The organism is Candidatus Saccharibacteria bacterium (assembly GCA_016699955.1).
GTDB lineage: Bacteria > Patescibacteriota > Saccharimonadia > Saccharimonadales > UBA4665 > JAGXIT01.
In genome coordinates this window covers 467,796-487,756 of record CP064993.1, presented here as the reverse complement: position 1 = coordinate 487,756, position 19,961 = coordinate 467,796, and the positions used below count along the sequence as shown (strand labels likewise).

The following is a 19,961-nucleotide window of genomic DNA, read 5'->3' as shown; positions in this document are numbered from 1 at the left end:
GAAGTTACTTATAAGCCGCTCGTAGCGGGTCTGTAGGCGGCGGAAGTTTTGCGTGAGTCTATTATACTTCTGCTAATTGTATAAGGTAGTAGCGCATCAGATCATCTGGCATAACACCCTCAGTTTTCATACGGATGTCAAATTCACGCAACATCGTGACAAGCTGCTTAAGCCGTACGAGACTTAAATTCTGTGATAAATGCTGCGTTTTACGTACAACATACGGATTCAGCTTTGCCTCACGCGCAATGTCGTCGGCGCTGCGATTCTTGGCCGTTTTTACCAGCGCCAGCACATGCAATTGCCACGCCAGCATTCCAACAATTTGCTTCGGATCAACCTTGAGCGCACGCTGCTCGGCATACATGGCCATTGTTCGCTTTTTGTCACCCCGAAAAGCCGCGTCCACAAGGTCAAAAATGCTGCTTTGCGGTGTTTTTTCGGTCAGAAGCTCAATGCTTTCCTTCGTTACATTTGTGCTATAGGTAAGCAACTTGTCAATTTCGTTTTGCAGCGAAATTTGGCTGATACCAACACGCTCAACGAGCAAGTTTGCATCATTTGTTGTCAGCGTGCCCCCTTGCTCTTTCGTATACCGAACCGCAAAACGTACAAGGCCATTTGCATCGAGTACGGGAAATTCCCTAAATTCTGTCAGTTTTTTCAGTCGCTTATAATAGCCGAACCGCTTGTCTAGCTTCGGTTCGATGATAATAACGTCGTTTGTGTCGGCAGCGGCATTAAGAAAGTCCTCAAACTTATCAGTAAACTCGCTATTCGCACTCGGCGCCCGCAGCACTACTAACTTCCGGCTTACCAAAAACGGCAAGCTCTGTACCGCTTCGCACATCCGATCATAACTTGCCTCTTCCCCGTCCACCCGTTCCACAGCCATATCACCATATTCTTTCTCAAAGTCAGCAACACGCCGCCGTAGCTCCGCAGCCCGTTCAACCTCATTCTCCCCAGTCAGCGTCGTAATCATTAACACTATTCTACATCATAGCCATACGGCCGAGGGCTCCAAAAGATGTATTACTGATGTAATGCCACTCTCCGGCGGGCATCACATCTTCACCGCCCCCGGAGCGTACAACCCGCTGCCAAGGTATTACAACTGTATCAGCTTCCCCGTCTACAATCTTTTTGACGTTCGGCGCGGCTTTGCTTACACCTTGCTCGAGGTACTCTGTAAGCTTAGGGTTCGCCGGATCATACAGATATTTTGCCCCTGCGGTGCCTTCCACTATGAGGTAAGCATGCCCCTCAATCTTCAGTAGTTTTCCTTCGTTGTCATATTTTTTAAGTTTGCCGTTGAAGTACTCTGTTGGGACGCCAAGGAGCATTAGACTGTTATGCACAATACCCGCTCGCTCCATACACATAGCACTATCGCCAAGCTCTGACACCGAAACATTTCTTAACGTGTCTGCTTTTTGCTCCAGTTTATTAAGCCGCTCCATTGTGGAACCGTAGTATGAGCCAAAATATAGCGCCTGCGCCTCAAACGTACCCCACACGGCAGCATTAAGAAATGCCTTGGCCACATTGGGACTCTTGTCCTGGCGCAGGACACGATGCAAATATGACGAACGTACACGGGCAATAGCTGCTTGGTAGGCGTTAGGATCATCTAGCAAGAATGGTTGCTGGTCAATTACATCCTCGGCGGGGAACAATGGTCTATCAGGAGGGATGAATGTCGAAAAAGGCGGAGTTGAGCCAGTAACGGTATCCCGGCTTACCCCCTCTGACAGCTGCGCGATACGCTGCTCGACAAAACCAGGCAATGCATCTTCAAACTCTTTGTCGGGAAGTTCAAATAACTTTACTGCGGCAAGCTGAGCCTCTGAAAGCTCATATAAAGTTGGGTCAAGGTTGTTAATCGATACGTTTGTTTCAGACATATTATTTTGTTTTATTATCCAATACATACAATAGCAAAAAGGTTGTGGTTTGTCAATGTTTGTGGTTTTGTACATACTTTATGTGAACTTGGTTACGGCGGTTCGAAGGATGTGAGATAATGAGTGCATATGCCGAAAGTTGTGATTGTTTCCAACCGGCTGCCAGTGAGTGTCAAAAAGGTGGATGGCAAGCTAAAGTATTACCCTTCTGCAGGAGGGCTGGCCACCGGCTTATCTTCGTACGCAAATGCCGGTGCTAACCGCTGGATAGGCTGGCCAGGCATAGCCAGCGACGACCTCACTGAGGCTGAGGAAGCAAATATCTCCAAAGAGCTCAAAAAAAGTCACTGCTACCCTGTTTTCCTAACCCAAAAACAGTTAGATGGCTTTTACAACGGCTACAGTAACAGCGTTCTCTGGCCACTATTTCATCACATGCAAGTTAGCACCGGCGACACCGCAACAAACTGGCGTATATACACAGAGGTGAACCGAAAGTACGCCGAGGCGACACTTGCCCTGAGCAAAGAAGCAGATAGACTCTGGCTGCACGACTACCAGCTCATGCTGCTACCCGAAATGCTCCGAGTCGCCCGCCCAAAGGGTCGCATTGGCTTCTTTTTGCATATTCCTTTTCCGTCGCCAGATCTCTTTCTCGCCTCTAAACATGCTGCATCTATTACGAAAGGCCTCCTAGGAGCAGATCTAGTCGGCATGCACACCTCTGGCTACACTGAAAATTTCCTCTCAGCCTGCCATCATCTTGGCATCGGTGTGGTTGGACCACGCAAAGTAGTCTTGCCTGAAAGAGTTGTCCGCGTAACTGACCTACCTATTGGCATAGACTACAAAAAGTTCGCCGATGCGAGCCGCTCAATTGACGTGAGTATTGAACACAAAAAGTTACTCTGGAAATACCGCGGCAGAAAAGTCATTCTTACGATAGACCGACTTGACCCTTCAAAAGGTCTTGTCGGCCGGCTAAAAGCCTACCGTGTGCTAATTGCCGAAAACCCAGAACTCCGCGGCAAGGTAGTAATGGTCATGCAGGCAATGCCCTCCCGCACTGAAATTGCCGCCTACCAACAGCTTCGTGTCGATGTTGAAAAACTAGTCCAGCAAATTAATACCCAGTATGGCACACGCCGCTGGCAACCAGTTGAGGTTATCTTTGCGACACAGGCTTTTGCAGAGTACGCTGCTTTATATCAACGTGCGGATGTTGCATTTATCGCCCCCATCCGCGACGGTATGAATTTAGTTGCAAAAGAGTATCTGGCCAGCCACCCAAAGAGCGATGGCATACTTGTTCTCAGCGAAACAGCTGGAGCGGCGGAAGAGCTAAAAGACGCTGTACTCGTCAATCCCTACAAACTTCGCAGCCTCGTGTCTGGGCTCAGTGAAGCGCTCAACATGACGCCCGGTGGCTTCTTGCGCCGAACCCGCAAAATGCAAAAACAGCTTCGCAGAAACACCATCGATAAATGGGCGTCCGGGTTTATAGACCTGCTTGAACGACCCATACCAACTCCAAGCATCCGCCTTGCACGCAACTTAGGCCCGGTACAAACAAAAGAGCTTGTTGCCGATTACCATCAAGCTCGCAAACGACTTATCCTCTTTGATTACGACGGGACACTCGAACCCATTAAAAAACGGCCTCAAGATGCTGAACCGTCGCGTTCAACCATCGCCGTACTCAAACGGCTTGCAAAAGATCCTCGTAATCACGTTGCGGTTATCAGCGGGCGTGACCGGTTAAATCTTATGGATTGGCTCGGTTCGCTCCCCATAACTCTCGTTGCCGAGCACGGCGGGTTTATCCGGTTACGCGACCATAAAACATGGCGCAAAACCAATCAACACTCTTTACGCTGGGAGAAGGCAGTCACAAAAATTTTTAAGCACTATGCCCAGCAAACCCCGGGTGCTTTCGTGGAGCGCAAGGAATGGAGCCTTGCGTGGCATTACCGCAACGCCGCGCCATTTGCCGCGCAAAAAAACCTTGTCATACTAAAAAAACTATTGCGACCGATTGCACAGCGCGAAACACTGGGTGTTGTTGACGGAAATATGGTGCTGGAGGTTCATCATCTCGACGTCAGCAAGGGTCATATCACCCAGGAATGGCTTTTGCATGACCAGGACTTTATTCTAGCCATAGGTGATGATACCACTGACGAAGATATGTTTGCCGCCCTACCGACGTCCAGCTACACCATAAAAGTCGGGCGCGGTCGCACTCTAGCCAACTACCGCCTCCCCAACAGCCCCGCCGTCCACCATCTCCTCCGAAAGCTATAGTTGTATCTGCTGTCTATATTATAAATTGTGCCTGCCAAGCACGAAGGCTAGTAGCGAGCGCAGGATGCCTGGAAGTGATGGTCGTATAAGTAGCATTGATTGCGGCATATACTGCATTTCGTTCGTTTGCATTTAAACCAGATATGAGTTGTTTTAGCTCAGCCGGATTACTGAGCGATACGTCAAACACCGTAGCCATCAGCTCATGTGCGTTGTCACGCGAATGCCCTAAATACTCTTTCGTCCATGAATCAGTTCGCACAAATGATGCCTCATTCAAACGTCTAAACAGAGAGTACTTACTGACAGCATCATCCCAGCCCTTAACCACTGCATAAAAGTCCGGGTCATTACTTTCCGTACTCGCGGGTGTCGCAGTCGCGTTACCGCTAGTCGGCGTAGGGCCTGAGAGAGCATCAGGCATATATTTTTCTTGGATATTTTTATATACAGATCTGGGATTGGACAAACCCGCATCATATCCTAGCGCCACCGCAAAGTCACCGAAAGTATGGTCATTACAATCAGTCCAATTAATGTCCGTTTCCGTAACCACACTTTCCGCCATACTGCTTTCAGCTATCTCGGAAAGGCTTCCAGTATCGACGCGCTCTTTTAGATTCAAAAAAAATTTCTGGGCATCGCCACTTGTCTTATCAATCAACCGTTGCACAGCTTCGGGGCTAAGTTTTAGTGCTTGGGTGTATTGTGAATATGCTTCATTCGTGAGTAGCCTGCAGGCGTTTTTAACGAGACTAGCTTCATGTTTACTGATTATTTCTTCGCCAAATGCGGCATCTACCATCGAGTGCGTTACCTCGTGGACTAGACCTTGACGTAGCTGTTCTTCGCTCAACGGATCAACGTCAGAAAGTACCATATGCACTTCCTTAGCGCGAAGAACAAAATATGGGTTATAAGTATTTCCTATTATGAATCGTACGGTTACGAGATCACCAGCCTGAAATGCGTGGGCAAGCAGGGGTGAGACATCACCAACGATCTTTTGCATTTGTGCAGCCGCTTCCGATGTAACATTACTACCCTCCTCAAACCGAAATGCGACATTGCCATTCTGCACATATACTTCAGCAAACTGGGCAAGCGGCGGCTTGCTTGGATCCAGCGTAGAATAGTACTTCTTCGGCCCCTTGACCTGTTTTAAATCAATTTTTTTGGATGGATTATCGAGAGGATGAAAAGTTACTTCTTGAGGAGCGACAATACCTGCGTTGTGATTGATAATAACTTCCCGTGCAGCGGCATCTACGAGTTTACCAGCCGCCAGATAGCGTCTTTCAACCTCAAATTTCGTGAAATATGAATCACTTGCTGCCTCCGCAACTTTTATTGCTTCATCACCCTGCGTGCTCAGCTCTTTATATAATTTCCTGCTAGCGCTGCTACCGGTTTGTGTATTGGCATATTTGGTAGCTTTTTCCTTAAGTGCAAGGCTTCGTACATCGGTAATATCTTCTAAAATAGCGGCTGGGTCGTAGTATTTTCGAATAACTGCGCCCGAGACATCAAGGTCATCTAGGGTTTTTGAATATTTTTCCGATAATTTGGGCTCCACACTATCCAGTGATGCACGAGCTTCGTCTTGTTCTATATCATCAAACCTCACGCCATTTAAAACTTTCGTAACAATACCGCTTTTGAAGATTTCTTGGTATGATTTCCGAATATCAGGGTCGGTGATTTGATTTGATGCCTTTTGAAATTGGATGTTGTCTATCATAGTTTTGTCATACCGTGACTGATCCGGAAACGGTAACGTCTTTTCTGCCATCTTAAACTGGATTGTCTTTTTAAGAGCCGCCGCCCCTACCGCTAAAGTGCCCGTGTTAGCCTCAAGTGCCGCTAGGTCAGCTCCTTTTTCCATTGTTTTTGCGCGCATAGCTTGTGTTTGTGCAAGCTGGTTTGCGAGGGTATCGGTAGGAGACGCAGAACCTTCACCAACATATAGGACATGTCCATCGCTTGGTCTAGAGGTAGCTACATCGGAAGATACAGAAGAACCTTCAGTACATCCACTGAGGAAAATACCTAGACTAGCTGCAGCTGCAATGCCTTTTACCGCTAACGGAGTGTTATTTTCTGACATGATGATAATACTATATTTTGGTTAGTTCTAGATAAAGGTTATCACACTTATGTTTATTTGTCAATAATCTGACATGAATAGCAAATGTGGGTACCACGGCTGGCGACACGAATTTTGTTGATAGTTGAGCCGCAACGTGGACACGGTTGGCCTTCGCGGCGGAACACATTTGCAAATGAAAGGTAGCTGCCTTTCTTGCCTTCGGCATTGACATAGTTTTTATCCGTGCTGCCGCCCTTTTCTATACTCAAATTCATCACAGCCTTAATTGCTATAGCCAATTTTTTTACCGATGCTTTAGGTACATTTTTCACAAGAGTTGCCGGATGTAACTTTACTGCCCACAATGACTCATCTGCATAAATATTCCCGACACCCGCCAGAACAGTCTGGTCGAGTAATGCAGCCTTTATGGTGGTGTTCTTCCGCCGCTGCAGCCGCTCGTATAGAACATCGCCCGTAAACGAATTTTCCAGTGGCTCTGGCCCAACTTTTTGCATAAATGCAAGGTTAGCTACTTCTGCCGTAGGTAAAAGCTTCATCCAGCCAAATTTACGCAAATCGTTAAAATACAGATGACTTTCGCCTAGGAAAACCAAAGCTACTCTGGTACTTTTGTCTGGTAGCCGAGCAACGAGACTATCATTTGGGTGTCCGGCGCCAAAACGCTGCTCGCCAACAAAGACAAGCTGCCCTGTCATCTTCAAATGCGTCACCAGCGTGTAGCCAGAAGAAAGATCAATCATCAGCACTTTTGCTCGCCGACGTACAGCTATCACCTTTGCGCCAACCAGAAAACGCTTCACTTCGCTAGGTACGTTTGGAAAGCTCTTTGGAGAATCTATACAAGTTACGCTTTCTACGCACCGCTCAACAATGAGCTTCTCTAGGCCACGACGCACAGTTTCAACTTCTGGTAACTCTGGCATACCTAAACCCTTAACTCTTAACTCTTAACTCTTAACTCTTAACTCTTAACTCTATATACTATATCCCCATGGATGAAATTGCAGACATACTCAGTAAAAAAGATTTTGATATGCCGCCTGAGGTACGCGCAATCAAAGACTATGTACGGCGACACTACGACCACGAAGTCCAGGTAACCGTGCAGCCACGCACCCTACTCATTGCGGCTCGCAGTGCCGCCCTTATCGGCACGCTACGCCTAAATGCCCCTGCCTTACAAAAAGCAGCCGCAACAGAGAAAAAACTAGTCTTTCGTATTTGCTAAAATGTGCTCGAGCTCATGCTTAAATTGAGCAAAATCTGTATACACTATAGCTTTCATGCCATGAGCTTGCGCTGCACTACAAAAATGATCTCGGTCGTCAATAAACACACATTCACTCGGCAGTACGCCAAGTGCCTGTATAGCAAACTCGTACGCTTCTGGCTCTGGCTTGGCGTAGCCAATATCGCCGGAAGCAACAATTTTATCAAAGTATATATTCAGTTCATTGTCCGGAAAGCGGCGGCGCAGACTACTGCCCGCAATATTGCTCAACATAGCAGTGAGATAGGTTTTACGAAGCTTAAGTATATACGATAAAAGTTGCTCGTTGCGTACCTCACCTTCTGCTACTCGCCCGCGAAACTCCTCTGTACTCAGCCCCAATATGTGTGCTATTCGTTCATTTGACTCCGCGGGGTGTAACAGGCCACGATTATTTGCCGCGACAAGCCCGGCGACCTCTTTTGCGCCCTCAGGGTCGACGCGCTCAAGATCAGCGCGTATTTGCTGCAGTGCATCGGTCAACACAACACCAAAACAGTCAAAAAGAATTGCTTTTATCATGATGACAATAGTCTGTTTACGTCCCGTTTAGTCTGTTCAACAGAGGTATAAAGCACTGTTTTTAACCCCATTTTGCCAGCGGCATCAATGTGACGTTGCTGGTCGTCAATCATAATTGCTTGCGTAGGGTCAACACCCAAACGCTCGCACATGAGGCGGAACATACGTGGGTTCGGCTTTGTCAGCCCGACATGGAACGAGCTCATGGCTTCATCAAATAATTCTAGTTGGTCGTGAGAAAAAAGGCTATCAAACACATCATAACTTGCGTTGCTCAGTAGACCAATTTTGTAGTCAGGCTTAAGCACATCACTAATGTAGTCAAGGAGCTCAGAGTTTAGTGTTGTATGCTCAAACTGGTAGCGTACGGCCGCTGGCTCCTCGCCAGTCACCCGAGCAACCGCTGCAACAAATGTATCCTGGTCTTCAAGTCCGGCGTCAACGCGTTGCCCGAGCGCCCTTAGCCGTTCCCACTCTTCAGGCCTTGTGCTAAAATGATGCGCCTTAAAGCTTTGCCAGCCATTTAGGCCTAACACACCGTATAGATCGAAGATAATTGCGCGTATACTCACGCTAACATTGTAACCCTTGCTATGCCTAAGCACTACATCTCGCTACAAGTGACCGAAAGCTACCCTGACCAGGCTTACCGATTTCAAACCAGTCGTTTTTCCCAGTAGAAAAAACTGTCCGCTAAGACCGCGCCGAGAAACCGCGCATAAATTCATTATAGACTTTAGGTGGTATCTGACGTTGAAAAAGCGTTCGCACTGATATTCGGTTGCCACCAAAGTTGCCCGTTCCACAAGATGTTGACCAATATCTAACGACATCGCTGCCATTGTCCTTCAGGGAGTATACGTAGCGACTCTGGAGCGGACACTGCCCCCGCTCATCCTTGAGCGCCGTTTTATTTCCTTTGGTATAGCCTAGAGTGTCAAGCCCCTTCAAAAAGCTTAAATACCCCTCTTGCGTATTAGGGAATACCTCTTGGCGAATGACTTGCCCTTCGTAGCCGCTAATAAGCTCTATCTTGCTCTGTGCCGCTTCAACGGTTATCCGAATACTTCTATGTTCTTGGTTTACAACAATTGGTCCGTCAGTCATTAGTTCGACACTTGTGCCACTCCGAGCATATGAACTAAGCTGAGTTGTTGTAACCGGCGCCGTTTGGTTACCTCCACTTAGAACCTTGCTAAAAAGAAATACTATCAGCCAAATAAGCCCAATAATGACCAGTAGAAACACTACTATTCTGATAATACGCGGACTGTCACTCACCATAATACAAGCATTATAGCATAATTGGTTTAGTTTTGCAATACTTGCGTAATTTAAAGATTTTCATCCCTGTACTCGGGGTGTGCTTTCAAGTACTGCGCGCTGTCACCGCATTTATTTTCATCGGCGCATACCTTGTGCTCCCCTATTTGTAGGTAGCCACCGTGTGTATCTGCGTAATCCTGCACACGCGGCGCATAGGTGCTAGTGAAAGCAAAGACAGTGACCGCTGCGAGCACAATCCCCACAACGATTGTACTGTTCGCAATATTGGTATTGATTCCGGGTATCTCTTTTTCACGGTTAGCAACCTTACGCATGGCTCGCACAGAGACAAAAATAGGCAGGGCGACCACCACATACACCGCCGTTGCAAAAACCACCTGTTTCCATCCATTCAGAACAGCAAGCTGGTCAGAGAACTGTAGCGTACCGAGACCGATTGCCCAGAGCAGCCATACCCAAACTACCGTTACTGCTACGAACCCCGCCGCAAAAACGGTCATCAGTACTAGCGCGACTGATTTTCCAACCAGAGAAATAACCGTCCCAATTTTTGTAACCAAATCTGCATCTGTTGCTGCTTGCTTTACTTTATCGACTATTTCTTTTGCGGTCCCAGGCTTGCCATGCGCCTCTGCGATTGCTTCAGGTGTTTTTGCTGCTGGCATTGCAATAGCCATGGCAAAGTACACAAGAATCATTAACCCTTGCGTCAAGAAAAGGAGAAGCACAAATAAAAGACGCATAATTGTAACGTCAACCGTAAAATAGGCCGCAAGCCCCGCACAAACACCAGCTATTTCTCCTTCCTTTGGAAGAGCGTACAGCTTGCGAGGGTTGTCGGAAACGGATTCGCTCTCTCTAACCTCATCCTCCGAGCCGCCCTCTACCGTCCCGACTTGAGCCAGCGCCTTTTCCACGACACCGGCTGCAATTACATTTTTCCCAGCTGTAAGCGATACGGCGCATTTGTCTGCAATGGACTGCTCAATATCAGCCATAATGTCTTCTTTGTCAGGATTGTTTTTGAGCCGTTTTTCAGCGTCGCTTAAATAACCCTCTAGCTGGCTATAGCCTTCTTCCTCGACCTGATACGACCTTCCCGCCAAACTAATACTAATTACCTTTTTCATCGTTTTCCTCCTAGTTGCTCTAAACTTATGTATAAATCTTGCCAATATGCATGCAGCTCGTTTAGTCGTGTCCTTCCGGCCGCTGTTAATTGGTAGTACTTCCTGGGCGGTCCGGTTTCACTTTCTGCCCACTTATACGCTACCCATTGCTCCCGTTTTAGGCGCGATAGCAATGGGTACAAGGTACCTTCACTCGTTGCAAAAGCAGTATCGCTTAGACTTTCGAGAATATCTGCGGCGTAGGCTTCATGACGAGAAATCACGCTCAGTACAGCAAACTCAAGCAACCCTTTTCGCAACGAGGCAAAACTGTCATCTACTATTTTCAAATCAGACATGTTTAAAGCTACCTTTCTATAACAAGGTACCATGCCACAACTTACTTGTCAAATCTCTGCGTCAAGGACGGACCCTGACGCGTACAAAAAGCGAACGGAGTGTTGGGGTGTGTCTATTTTTTGCAGTAGCTACTGCTACCTAGGAGGCTGTTTTTACACAAGTCGTCTTTGACGTTGAGCGTTTGAGTTGTTTTGTTGCGGAGGTCAGTTACCTTTTGCTCTGTGCTTTGGACAAATGTGACCATCTTGAAGACAAGAAATCCTAAAATCAGCAGTGTAATAACAACCATGGTGCCGAATAAAGTTATCCAAAAATTGATCACCTTTAGCTGCCGAATTAATTGCCGCGTCAGCTCTTCATTCATAATGTACTTATTTTGTTGTTCCATATGTATCCAGTATAGCGCGAATGGTGCGGCCAAGCTCACTCGGATCTGCAAAGCTGAAACCAGTGATGTTTCCGTATCTCTCTCGCTCAATTCGCCACAAAACAACTTCTGTCCTGTCGCTACCGCGCCCATTCAGCCCGGCAATATAGCCAAGTGCCTCAGCCGCTGTAACTTCCTCCCCGCTCAGCCTCCCTTCGCGCAATAAATCATAAATACGGTGGCGATACGCCGAGGGCGCCTTGCAGTCGATATTAACCACTTTTTTGGTCTGCGGATCGGTAATAACCATGTCAATGCCGAGAGCATCACTAGCACGAGAGGTCATATGCGCTTCGAAACCTTCCTTTTGCACCCCTAAAAACACGGCGATTTCCCGTCCAAGCCCCTGCACAATAGCTTCGTATTGTTCGGCCGAGAAGCCGTGCACCCCTACTCGCTTACAAAACCAGTCCATCAGCCTCTTGGCTTCATCTGAAAAACCCGTGAGAAGCGGTTCATCGAGGGCAAGCACTGTCGAAACGAATGCGTCGTTGAAGTCTATGAGCTCGAATAAACGGTTCCCGCGCGCCGAGAAGCCGTGCTGGTGTTTGTCCATCTGCCCCTGCGCCATTGCAGCTTGGGGAGCCTGCAGAACGAGGACTCGCAACCAGTGCCATGCCTTTGCCCCGCTGAGTGCATCTGAGTTTTGTGTTTCGTTTGCTTCAATTTTTGCTTGTTCGATAAGTGGTTTCAAGTACTGAACGTCTGACTGCCCACGCCACCGCCGCGAAGCAATTGGCACTTCATTGCGAAGCGATTGCTGGACGTCCTGATAAAGCGTCAAAGCACCACTCTGTTGCTTCCGCGCCCGATAATCCCCAAACCGCTGCCACATTCTGCTCATGCCTTACATTCTAGCAGCATGGCTAGATAACCCGAACTCGGCGTAAGCACCGAGTTATAAAGCGACGGGCTCGCTCACCTATCGCCTAAGGCCGCTAACAGCGGTACTTACACTTAAGACCTCTGCAAAATAACCCGTAGAATCAGAACGTGGTGATTGTTGTTCCACGGTGATCAAAGAAGACGAAGCGTAACCGGGGATTACGGTGAGGAGGCTTTGACTCAGTGTGAGGCAACAAGAGCACCGCCTGGACTGCGGGGTTATTTTGCAATACGTCTTAAGCTAGGGTTAGATATAACCAAGGACTCCAATGCACAAAAAATAGACCGATATATACATACCTTGAAATAGTGCAAACTTTGCATACATCCCTTGTACACCGTAAAAAACTGCGAGTAACGTCATTTGCACAATAAACCCTGCGAGGGCCAGTAAGCTTTCCGCTGCATACCAGCTATAAACAGCTTGCAGTAGCAGCGTCAGCGACATCAGCACCACCATTACCCACGAAGTGAACGCGTGCACCCTGCCCTGCCATCTGCCCTCATAGTGTGGCACAAGCGCCAGGCACACTAAACAAACTACTGCTGCCCAGAGTGCCAAACGAATTGGCCAGCCATAATCGTACTTTGGTATAAGCCAACTTTGAAAGTACACCGCCAGTAGTACACTCGCAGCCAGAAGTCCGGTGCCAAAAGCCTTAGTGCTGTCGGAGTGCGCCGAAGCGTGCAAGCTTATAGACCAAAACTTCCCAAACCGCTCTCGACGAAACACATACCACAGCACCGGCACCATAACCGCCGCCCCCAGAACCAAACTTTCTCTAGCAAATATCATAAGCCTTGCCGCCAAAAACACATAACTTATACCCTATAATTCGCCATCATATCAAACATCAGACTTGCTTGCACTAATTTGTATAAGATCGTCCTTGTGAGATGCAAGCTTATCGCGTTCAAAACCAGGGGCAAGCGCTTCTGAAACATGACTAATTGACTGAACCACGAAGCCGTGTCGCTGGAGCACGTCAGAAATTGATCCATCTGAATGAAAATATCGTTGAGCGGTTGCATGCGGATAATCAATCGTTTTATATGTCGTTAGGCAAGTCTCTGGATCAAAAACAGAGCTAGGGTCTTTCGCTTCAATGCACTGCGTTGAACGAACTACAATATAAAACACCCCTGTTTTACGAATAATACGGCTGACATTCTTTATCGCTATCTCAAGTTGTTGCCTTGTAAGATAATGGAGAACGAGACGCGCGTAAACAAAATCAAAACTTTCAGCCTCGTATGGCAGTTCACTACTTGCTATATCCTCAACTCTTACTTCTATTTGGTCACTAAAACCCGCGCTAGCAATGGTTTTAATCGTTTGTTCTGCGCCAGTTTTATCAATGGTTGTGGCAATAATATGTCTACCACTTTCTTTTTGGGCCATTCTAATCTCCGAGGCACCTGCAGTGGAAATACCTATACTCAGAACAGAGCAGTCGGTACCCCGCAACAAACTAAGTCCAAATTCTTCACTAGGAGAGTACAGGTTCACTAAAGTTCGCCCCAGTTGTCGCCTATAGAGGTATCGACGGCAAGTTTGACCGAAAGGTCTGGACGGATGGCCTCCATAGTTGCTTTGAGTATCCCGGCAACTGTTTCTGCATCTTCTTGGGCGCATTCAATGAGTATAGAATCGTGAATTTGCAAAAGTTGCTGAGCACTCGGAACATTCGCCGCCAATTTTTTGTCCACCGCAACCATCGCTAGCTTCATCAGATCTGCTTCTGTGCCCTGTATAGGCATATTCATGGCGGCGCGTTCGGCGGCCTGTCGAACAACAAAATTAGACGAATGGATGTCCGGCATCGGCCGCCGCCGCCCAAGTAGTGTTTCGACATAACCGTCTTTGCGTGCCTGCTCTTTGAGCCCATCGAGATAGCCAAGCAAAGGCGCCCGCAGCTTGAAGTACTCATCAATGAATACTTTTGCCTGGCCAAACGTCATGCCCGTAGCCGCCGCAAGCCCGTGCGGACTCATACCGTATAGCACACCAAAGTTTATGGCTTTTACCGCTGAGCGCATCTGTTTTGTAACGTCTTCGGGACTACGCCCATATATTTGCGCAGCGGTCTGAACATGTATGTCTGCCCCACGATTAAACATATCTACCATCTCACTATCTCCGCTCATGGCTGCCGCCAGCCGCAACTCAAACTGGCTGTAGTCGGCACTGACAAACTTTCTGCCCTTCCCCGCTACAAATGCAGCCCGTATGTGTTTACCAAGCTCGGTGCGCACTGGTATGTTTTGTAAGTTCGGGTCAGTGCTGCTGAGCCGTCCCGTTTGAGCAATAGTAAGGTTGAAAGTGGTATGTACGCGGCCATGACCATCAACCAGTTTAGGCAGCGTATCGACGTACGTGTTTTTGAGCTTTGTCACTTCGCGGTACTGGCTGATGAGGTCAATGATGGGATGTGCCGGACGAAGTTTATCGAGCTCGCTTGCCGCCGTGCTGTAACCAGTTTTACCTCGCTTAATACCCTGGGTTGGCAACCCAAGTTTTACAAACAGAATATCTGCGAGCTGTGCTGGGCTGGCGATATTGAACTCATGGTCGGCGTGCCCGTAAATTTCTTGTTCAAGGTCAGATATAGTGTCTTCAATTTGTTCAGAAAACTGGGCAAGATACAGCGTATCCAACTGTATTCCGGTGTATTCCATACGCGCAAGCACCGGAATTACCGGCATATCTACAGTAGAGTTAAGACTTTGAAATGTAGTATTTTCAGCCATTTCTGAACGTTGCCGTGCCATTATTGCCCGCGTGACGGCTGCAATCTCTGCACCCCGCCCAAGTAACTCCTCGTCACTCAAATTTTCAAAAGAAGATCCCTCGTAGCCCAGCACATCTGTGGCTAAGTCGGTGAGAGACTGTGCGCGTATCAGACTATTTAGTATAAATGCTGCTACAAGCACGTCATGAGCCACCTCCGGAAGCTCGGTTACACCCATACCAAGCAGTGTCTTCAAGCTGGATTTCACGTCGTATCCCACAAGCTTTGCTTCAGAGATAAGAGTTAAGAGGTGCGCGTTAAGCGATATTTTGCTTAGGTCAAAGGCGTAGGTAAGTTTGTCGTCAGCCGACACAATCAGTACCCTAGGATCGCGGCCAGCCACGCCTGCCGAGCGACCATAAACTACTACTTCCGCCCGAGATGGCATTTTTACTTCGGCGAGCTTAACCTCGGTATCAATAATCCGGTTTTCTCCGACCTTAATTCCCTGATTCATAATTCCCGATTCATGATTATACAAATCCACATGAAGCACCTCAGGAACTTGCCGGGCAAGCGAGCGAAACTCAAGCTTTTCAAACAAATGCAAAATCCGTTCGGCGTCTGCCCCGACGTGCCCATCCATGCGCTCCAAATCAAGCGGCACCGGAGCGTCCGTCCAAAGCGCTGCCAACTTTTTGCTCATGTAGGCACTCTTCTTGCCTGCCTCAAGTTTTTTACGTACCGAGTCTTTAACCTGCCACAGGTTTTCGTACACACCGTCGAGAGTTTTGTAGTCTTGCAGTAGTTGTATGGCTGTCTTTTCGCCTATCCCCGGCACACCCGGAATGTTATCGGATGAGTCGCCTTTTAGTGATTTAAGGTCCAAAAATTGTTCAGGTTCAATAGCGTATTTTGCCGTAAATGACTCTGGCGAGTACAATTCAATGTCACTCAAACCCTTCTTGAGCCGAAACATCTTCGTGTGCGAACCAACACACTGTAGTGCGTCCATATCTGAGGTAATAAGCAGCGTTTCAATGTCTTTTTTGGCTGCCTTGACGGCCAAGGTGGCCATAATGTCATCTGCCTCGTAATCATCTAGCTCATATAACGGCCAGCCAAAGGCTTCGAGTAGTTCGTGCAACACCGGAATTTGTTCGTAAAAATCGGGTGGGGCTGGCTTGCGACCAGCTTTGTACTCAGGGTATATCGCGAGCCGTGAGCGGATGTTTGTCTTGGGCTTATCCCACGCCACTGCCACGTAATCAGGCTTGAGCCGTTTGATAACCTCCAGCGCCATAGTAGCAAACCCAAACACCCCACCAGTCGGGGTACCATCTTTAGTGCTTAAATTAGGCATAGCATAGTACCCACGGTAAAAAACAGACTTGCCGTCGATGATAGCTAAACGTTTCTTCATATACTTCAAGTATACTCGACTTTTGTCGGTATGTCGGCTCAGGCTTTATCTGTCACACATTTCGCGTTCCAAAAGCTCACATCACGCATCTTCTCCTCAAAAAGCGTAAGGAGCGGTATCGCAGCAGCACAGTAAAGAGGCGCAGACGATGTACTGGAACGGAAAAAATACATGAGCATAAAAACTTGAACGAGGCGTAAACGCTCAGTTATTAAGGAGCCGGCTCGCTCGCCTAACGCCTAAACCGCTAGTAGTGGCGCCTACACCGAGCTGAGATTAATACGCAAACCCTAAACACCCTACCAGCCCGGGTACCGTGTTTAGTGCCAAAATTTGGCAAAGCGTGAAGTAAAACACGTGTACGCTGGTACTCTTCACTTACGGACTAACCCAGGCGAAAGTCTGGGTTAGGTGCCGGTATTGTGCCACGAGAAATTGTACGCACCTGTTGCGTTGGAGCGGAGGGAGCGCCGTCAGTAACATTTGTTACACCATGCGCAAGTACCTCACTAGAAACAGTTGAAGTTACCGTTGCAGCTACAGCGGGGACGCCAGCTGCCAAATCTTCGCCTAGCTTGTGGGCGCATGAAAGCTGTGTATTCTTCGAAAGTTAATATGGGATGCATTGCCTCGAATGCTTTCGCAGCTATTCGTTGTTCCTCTGGGTTCATTTTAAAGAATGGATTTTGTCGCATATTCTTCCTTTTATGTAATATTTCTAACAGAAGTATAGTACTATTTACTCGGTTTGTCAATACCCTTACGGTTACAGGGGAAAAAGCTTATACTTATAGGCATGGAACGAGTGGAAGACACGCATCTTCATTATTATCGGCTTAGTCTCGATGAGGTTTTAGCGCAGGTACATAGCACCGAACGCGGTCTCTCGGCGGCCGAAGCGGCCGAACGATACGAGCAGTTTGGGCCAAATGCGCTAAATGTCAAAAAAAGAGAATCACGGTTCTTGGCTTACTTGCGTCAATTTAAAGATTTTATGATTTTACTACTCGTAGCCAGCTCGGTGCTGGCTTTTTACCTCGGCGACAAACGCGCGGGGAGTGTGCTGCTGGCACTCGTGTTTTTCAACACCATGATTGGCTACCTCCAGGAGTACAATGCCGAAAAGCTCATCGAATCCCTAGAAAAACTGGTCGTCGCAAAAGCAAAAGTGCTGCGCGGTGGCAAAGAACTAGAAATCGCTTCGTCGGAGCTGGTTGTCGGCGACGTGGTGAGAATAGAGGCTGGCGATAGCGTTCCGGCCGATCTCCGTGTCCTAAGTGAGGATGAACTGAGCACAAACGACTTTGCTCTCACCGGGGAAAGCAATCCTACCCGCAAGTTTAAGCACGCTATTACTTCCAATGTGCCGCTTTCTTCGCGTCAAAATCTTGTCTATATGGGAACAACAGTTGCGACGGGCGTAGGTTACGGCGTGGTCGTTGCGACTGGGATGCACACCGAACTCGGCCGTATCGCCAGCCTTAGCCAAGAAACGAAAAAAACGCTCAGCCCACTGCAACTGGAGATGAATAATATTGCTACCAAAGTCACTTGGGGAACCATCATACTGTGTGTCATTCTCCTGCCAATAGCTATTGCGGCTGACCTCGGCATAAAAGACGCTGTGCTCTTCGCGATTGGCATTGCCAGTTCTATGATTCCGCAGGGCTTACCGGCAGAAATAAACACGGCGCTGGCCGGAGCTGCCGGACAGCTTGCCCGCGCCCGGGCACTCGTGAAAAAACTGAGCGCCGTGGAAACACTGGGCGCGACCAACGTTATCCTCACCGATAAAACCGGCACGCTGACAAAAAACGAAATGACCGTAGAGCAGCTGCTCGTCGGCAAGACCGAATACACCGTCACAGGTACTGGTTATGAAGCAAATGGGGTTGTCGTGAACATAGGCGGAAAAGCTATCCCAGGTAAAACGCTCGAGGAACTACGTATTGTATTTGAGGCCGCCGCTCTCGCCAGTAACGCCCAAGTAAATCCGCCGGACGATGAACATGGTACGTGGCACGTCATAGGCGACCCCACAGAAGGGGCACTCATAACGCTTGCGCGGAAAGGCGGCGTTGACCCACTCGAACTAAATAAAGTCCACCCCGAGAGTAAAGAGTACGCCTTTGACTCTGCCCGCAAACGCATGAGTAGTGTGCGTGAGTATAACGGCAAACAGTACTTGTTTGTAAAAGGTGCACCGGAAAGCATTGTTGAGCTGTCGACAAGCCTCTGGGATCACAGCTTAACTCGCAAGCTGACTGCAAACGACAGAAAGCGGCTGCTGGAGTACCACGAAACGCACGCCACGCACGCCCAGCGGAACCTTGCCCTTGCCTACCGCGAGCTGCCAAAAGACTTCGACGCTACCAAACAACCACTGGAGATTGCTGAGCAAGACCTGACCTTCCTCGGCATGGTGAGCATGATTGATCCGCTGCGCGAAGAGGTCCCCGCTGCAATGGTTGCTGCCCGACAAGCTCACATGGCAATATCTATCATAACGGGCGACTTTGCTGCGACTGCCCGGGCGATTGCCGTGCGAGCAAAGCTTGCCGATAAACCTGAGCACTTGGTTGTCGTGGCAGGCGAAGACTTGCCAGGCTTGAGCGACGAGCAGATTTTGCAGCACGTGCGCCGCGGTGGCACCATCTTTAGCAGAGTCGCGCCGGAAGATAAGCTGCGTATTGTCGAACTCACCCAAAAAAGTGGCTTTGTAGTAGCCGTTACGGGCGACGGCATAAATGACGCGCCGGCTCTGAAACGCGCCGATATAGGTGTTGCTATGGGCGTCACTGGCACAGACGTGGCGAAACAGTCGGCCGATATCGTACTACTAGACGATAGCTTCCACACACTGGTCGGTGCCGTCCAACAAGGGCGAACCATTTTCCGCAACATCCAAAAAGGAACCGTCAGCTGTTTTACGAGCAACTATGCCGAACTTGCCGCCAACCTCGCTAGCCTAGCTGCGGCAGCACTGTTTCATGTACCGCTCGCCATTACGGTCATGCAGATACTCGCCATCGACCTTATAGCGGAGATATTCCCCCTTGCGGCACTTGGTCGTGATAAAGCCGAAGGAAAACTTATGCGCGAAGCTCCACGCAATTTGAAACATCACATTTTAAACCGCGTCAGTATAACCGATTTTGTGTGGGCAGGCGTGCTGATGGGTGGCCTAGCCTTTGCTAATTACCTGCTGTTCTACTGGCGCAATGGCGTCGCCGCTTCGTTCATTGAACCCGGCAGCGACTTGCATATGGCGGCAACGAGCATGACGTACCTCACCATTGTGCTTTGTCAGCTAGCTAATATTTTGCAACGGCGCAGCGAACATGGCCTTTTTACACGGTACCAGTTTCACAACCGCGCTCTCTGGGGTGCCTACGCACTGTCACTAGTGCTTGTTTCGCTCATCATCTACAGCCCCGTAAACACCTACTTCGGCAGCGCACCGCTCGGCGTTATGGACTGGCTCTGTGCCATTTTGGCGGCAGTCATTTTTATATTTGTCCGCGAGTTGCACCTGCACGCTGGGCACCACTCGCGTGCCACCCTCTTTAGCCGACACGGCCACGAAACAGTCCGCAAACACCTGCAAAGAGTTTAGCAAACT

General features: G+C 48.6%; 18 protein-coding genes. 3 read left to right on the top strand and 15 right to left on the bottom strand.

What is annotated here, in order from left to right:
* Positions 1 to 61: 61 nt before the first annotated feature.
* Together holA and IPL85_02510 are read right to left on the bottom strand one after the other, a co-directional pair.
* Positions 62 to 985 carry a DNA polymerase III subunit delta gene (gene holA / locus IPL85_02515; protein ID QQS20297.1) on the bottom strand — a complete coding sequence of 308 codons (924 nt, stop codon included), beginning with the start codon at positions 983 to 985 and terminating at the stop codon, positions 62 to 64.
* Positions 986 to 995: 10 nt separating this feature from the next.
* Complete coding sequence (locus tag IPL85_02510; protein QQS20296.1) at positions 996 to 1,907, bottom strand: hypothetical protein; 912 nt, start codon at positions 1,905 to 1,907, stop codon at positions 996 to 998.
* A gap of 129 nt (positions 1,908 to 2,036) precedes the next feature.
* Here IPL85_02510 and IPL85_02505 point away from each other — a divergent pair, with 129 nt between their 5' ends.
* Entirely contained in the window at positions 2,037 to 4,211 is a 2,175-nt protein-coding gene (locus IPL85_02505; GenBank protein ID QQS20295.1) for a bifunctional alpha,alpha-trehalose-phosphate synthase (UDP-forming)/trehalose-phosphatase, read from the top strand.
* A gap of 13 nt (positions 4,212 to 4,224) precedes the next feature.
* On the opposite strand, the gene IPL85_02500 is transcribed toward IPL85_02505, so the two are convergent.
* Positions 4,225 to 6,318, bottom strand: coding sequence for a hypothetical protein (locus tag IPL85_02500; GenBank protein ID QQS20294.1), 2,094 nt, complete (start codon positions 6,316 to 6,318; stop codon positions 4,225 to 4,227).
* A 53-nt stretch (positions 6,319 to 6,371) separates the two neighbouring features.
* The gene (gene mutM / locus IPL85_02495; protein ID QQS20293.1) at positions 6,372 to 7,247 is read right to left on the bottom strand and encodes a bifunctional DNA-formamidopyrimidine glycosylase/DNA-(apurinic or apyrimidinic site) lyase; all 876 of its coding nucleotides are present in this window, start codon (positions 7,245 to 7,247) and stop codon (positions 6,372 to 6,374) included.
* Positions 7,248 to 7,315: 68 nt separating this feature from the next.
* Between mutM and IPL85_02490 the strand changes: the two genes are divergently transcribed.
* Positions 7,316 to 7,552, top strand: coding sequence for a hypothetical protein (locus tag IPL85_02490; GenBank protein QQS20292.1), 237 nt, complete (start codon positions 7,316 to 7,318; stop codon positions 7,550 to 7,552).
* Here the strand turns inward: IPL85_02490 and IPL85_02485 are convergent.
* The 11 genes from IPL85_02485 to IPL85_02435 form a co-directional block, all read right to left on the bottom strand.
* The gene (locus IPL85_02485) at positions 7,532 to 8,116 is read right to left on the bottom strand and encodes an HAD family phosphatase (protein QQS20291.1); all 585 of its coding nucleotides are present in this window, start codon (positions 8,114 to 8,116) and stop codon (positions 7,532 to 7,534) included. The two genes, IPL85_02490 and IPL85_02485, sit on opposite strands and share 21 nt — an antisense overlap.
* Positions 8,113 to 8,688 carry an HAD family phosphatase gene (locus tag IPL85_02480; protein QQS20290.1) on the bottom strand — a complete coding sequence of 192 codons (576 nt, stop codon included), beginning with the start codon at positions 8,686 to 8,688 and terminating at the stop codon, positions 8,113 to 8,115. The genes IPL85_02485 and IPL85_02480 overlap by 4 nt, the downstream gene beginning before the upstream one ends.
* A 121-nt stretch (positions 8,689 to 8,809) precedes the next feature.
* Positions 8,810 to 9,400 (bottom strand): hypothetical protein, encoded by a 591-nt coding sequence (locus tag IPL85_02475; GenBank protein ID QQS20289.1) that lies wholly within the window; start codon positions 9,398 to 9,400, stop codon positions 8,810 to 8,812.
* 50 nt (positions 9,401 to 9,450) lie between these two features.
* Positions 9,451 to 10,533 (bottom strand): PspC domain-containing protein, encoded by a 1,083-nt coding sequence (locus IPL85_02470; protein QQS20288.1) that lies wholly within the window; start codon positions 10,531 to 10,533, stop codon positions 9,451 to 9,453.
* Positions 10,530 to 10,871, bottom strand: a complete 342-nt coding sequence (locus IPL85_02465; GenBank protein ID QQS20287.1) for a PadR family transcriptional regulator — start codon at positions 10,869 to 10,871, stop codon at positions 10,530 to 10,532. Before IPL85_02465 ends, IPL85_02470 begins: the two co-directional genes overlap by 4 nt.
* Before the next feature lie 113 nt (positions 10,872 to 10,984).
* Positions 10,985 to 11,260, bottom strand: coding sequence for a hypothetical protein (locus IPL85_02460; protein ID QQS20286.1), 276 nt, complete (start codon positions 11,258 to 11,260; stop codon positions 10,985 to 10,987).
* Positions 11,244 to 12,143 carry a hypothetical protein gene (locus IPL85_02455; GenBank protein QQS20285.1) on the bottom strand — a complete coding sequence of 300 codons (900 nt, stop codon included), beginning with the start codon at positions 12,141 to 12,143 and terminating at the stop codon, positions 11,244 to 11,246. The genes IPL85_02460 and IPL85_02455 overlap by 17 nt, the downstream gene beginning before the upstream one ends.
* A 288-nt stretch (positions 12,144 to 12,431) precedes the next feature.
* Positions 12,432 to 12,980 (bottom strand): hypothetical protein, encoded by a 549-nt coding sequence (locus IPL85_02450; protein QQS20284.1) that lies wholly within the window; start codon positions 12,978 to 12,980, stop codon positions 12,432 to 12,434.
* Between the two features lie 51 nt (positions 12,981 to 13,031).
* Positions 13,032 to 13,694, bottom strand: a complete 663-nt coding sequence (locus tag IPL85_02445; protein QQS20283.1) for a methyltransferase domain-containing protein — start codon at positions 13,692 to 13,694, stop codon at positions 13,032 to 13,034.
* Complete coding sequence (gene polA / locus IPL85_02440) at positions 13,694 to 16,339, bottom strand: DNA polymerase I (GenBank protein ID QQS20282.1); 2,646 nt, start codon at positions 16,337 to 16,339, stop codon at positions 13,694 to 13,696. Before polA ends, IPL85_02445 begins: the two co-directional genes overlap by 1 nt.
* Before the next feature lie 385 nt (positions 16,340 to 16,724).
* A complete protein-coding gene (locus IPL85_02435) occupies positions 16,725 to 16,901 on the bottom strand; it encodes a hypothetical protein (protein ID QQS20281.1) in 177 nt (58 codons plus the stop codon).
* Positions 16,902 to 17,135: 234 nt separating this feature from the next.
* On the opposite strand from IPL85_02435, the gene IPL85_02430 reads away from it, so the two are divergent.
* Positions 17,136 to 19,955, top strand: a complete 2,820-nt coding sequence (locus tag IPL85_02430; GenBank protein QQS20280.1) for a cation-transporting P-type ATPase — start codon at positions 17,136 to 17,138, stop codon at positions 19,953 to 19,955.
* Positions 19,956 to 19,961: the final 6 nt, after the last annotated feature.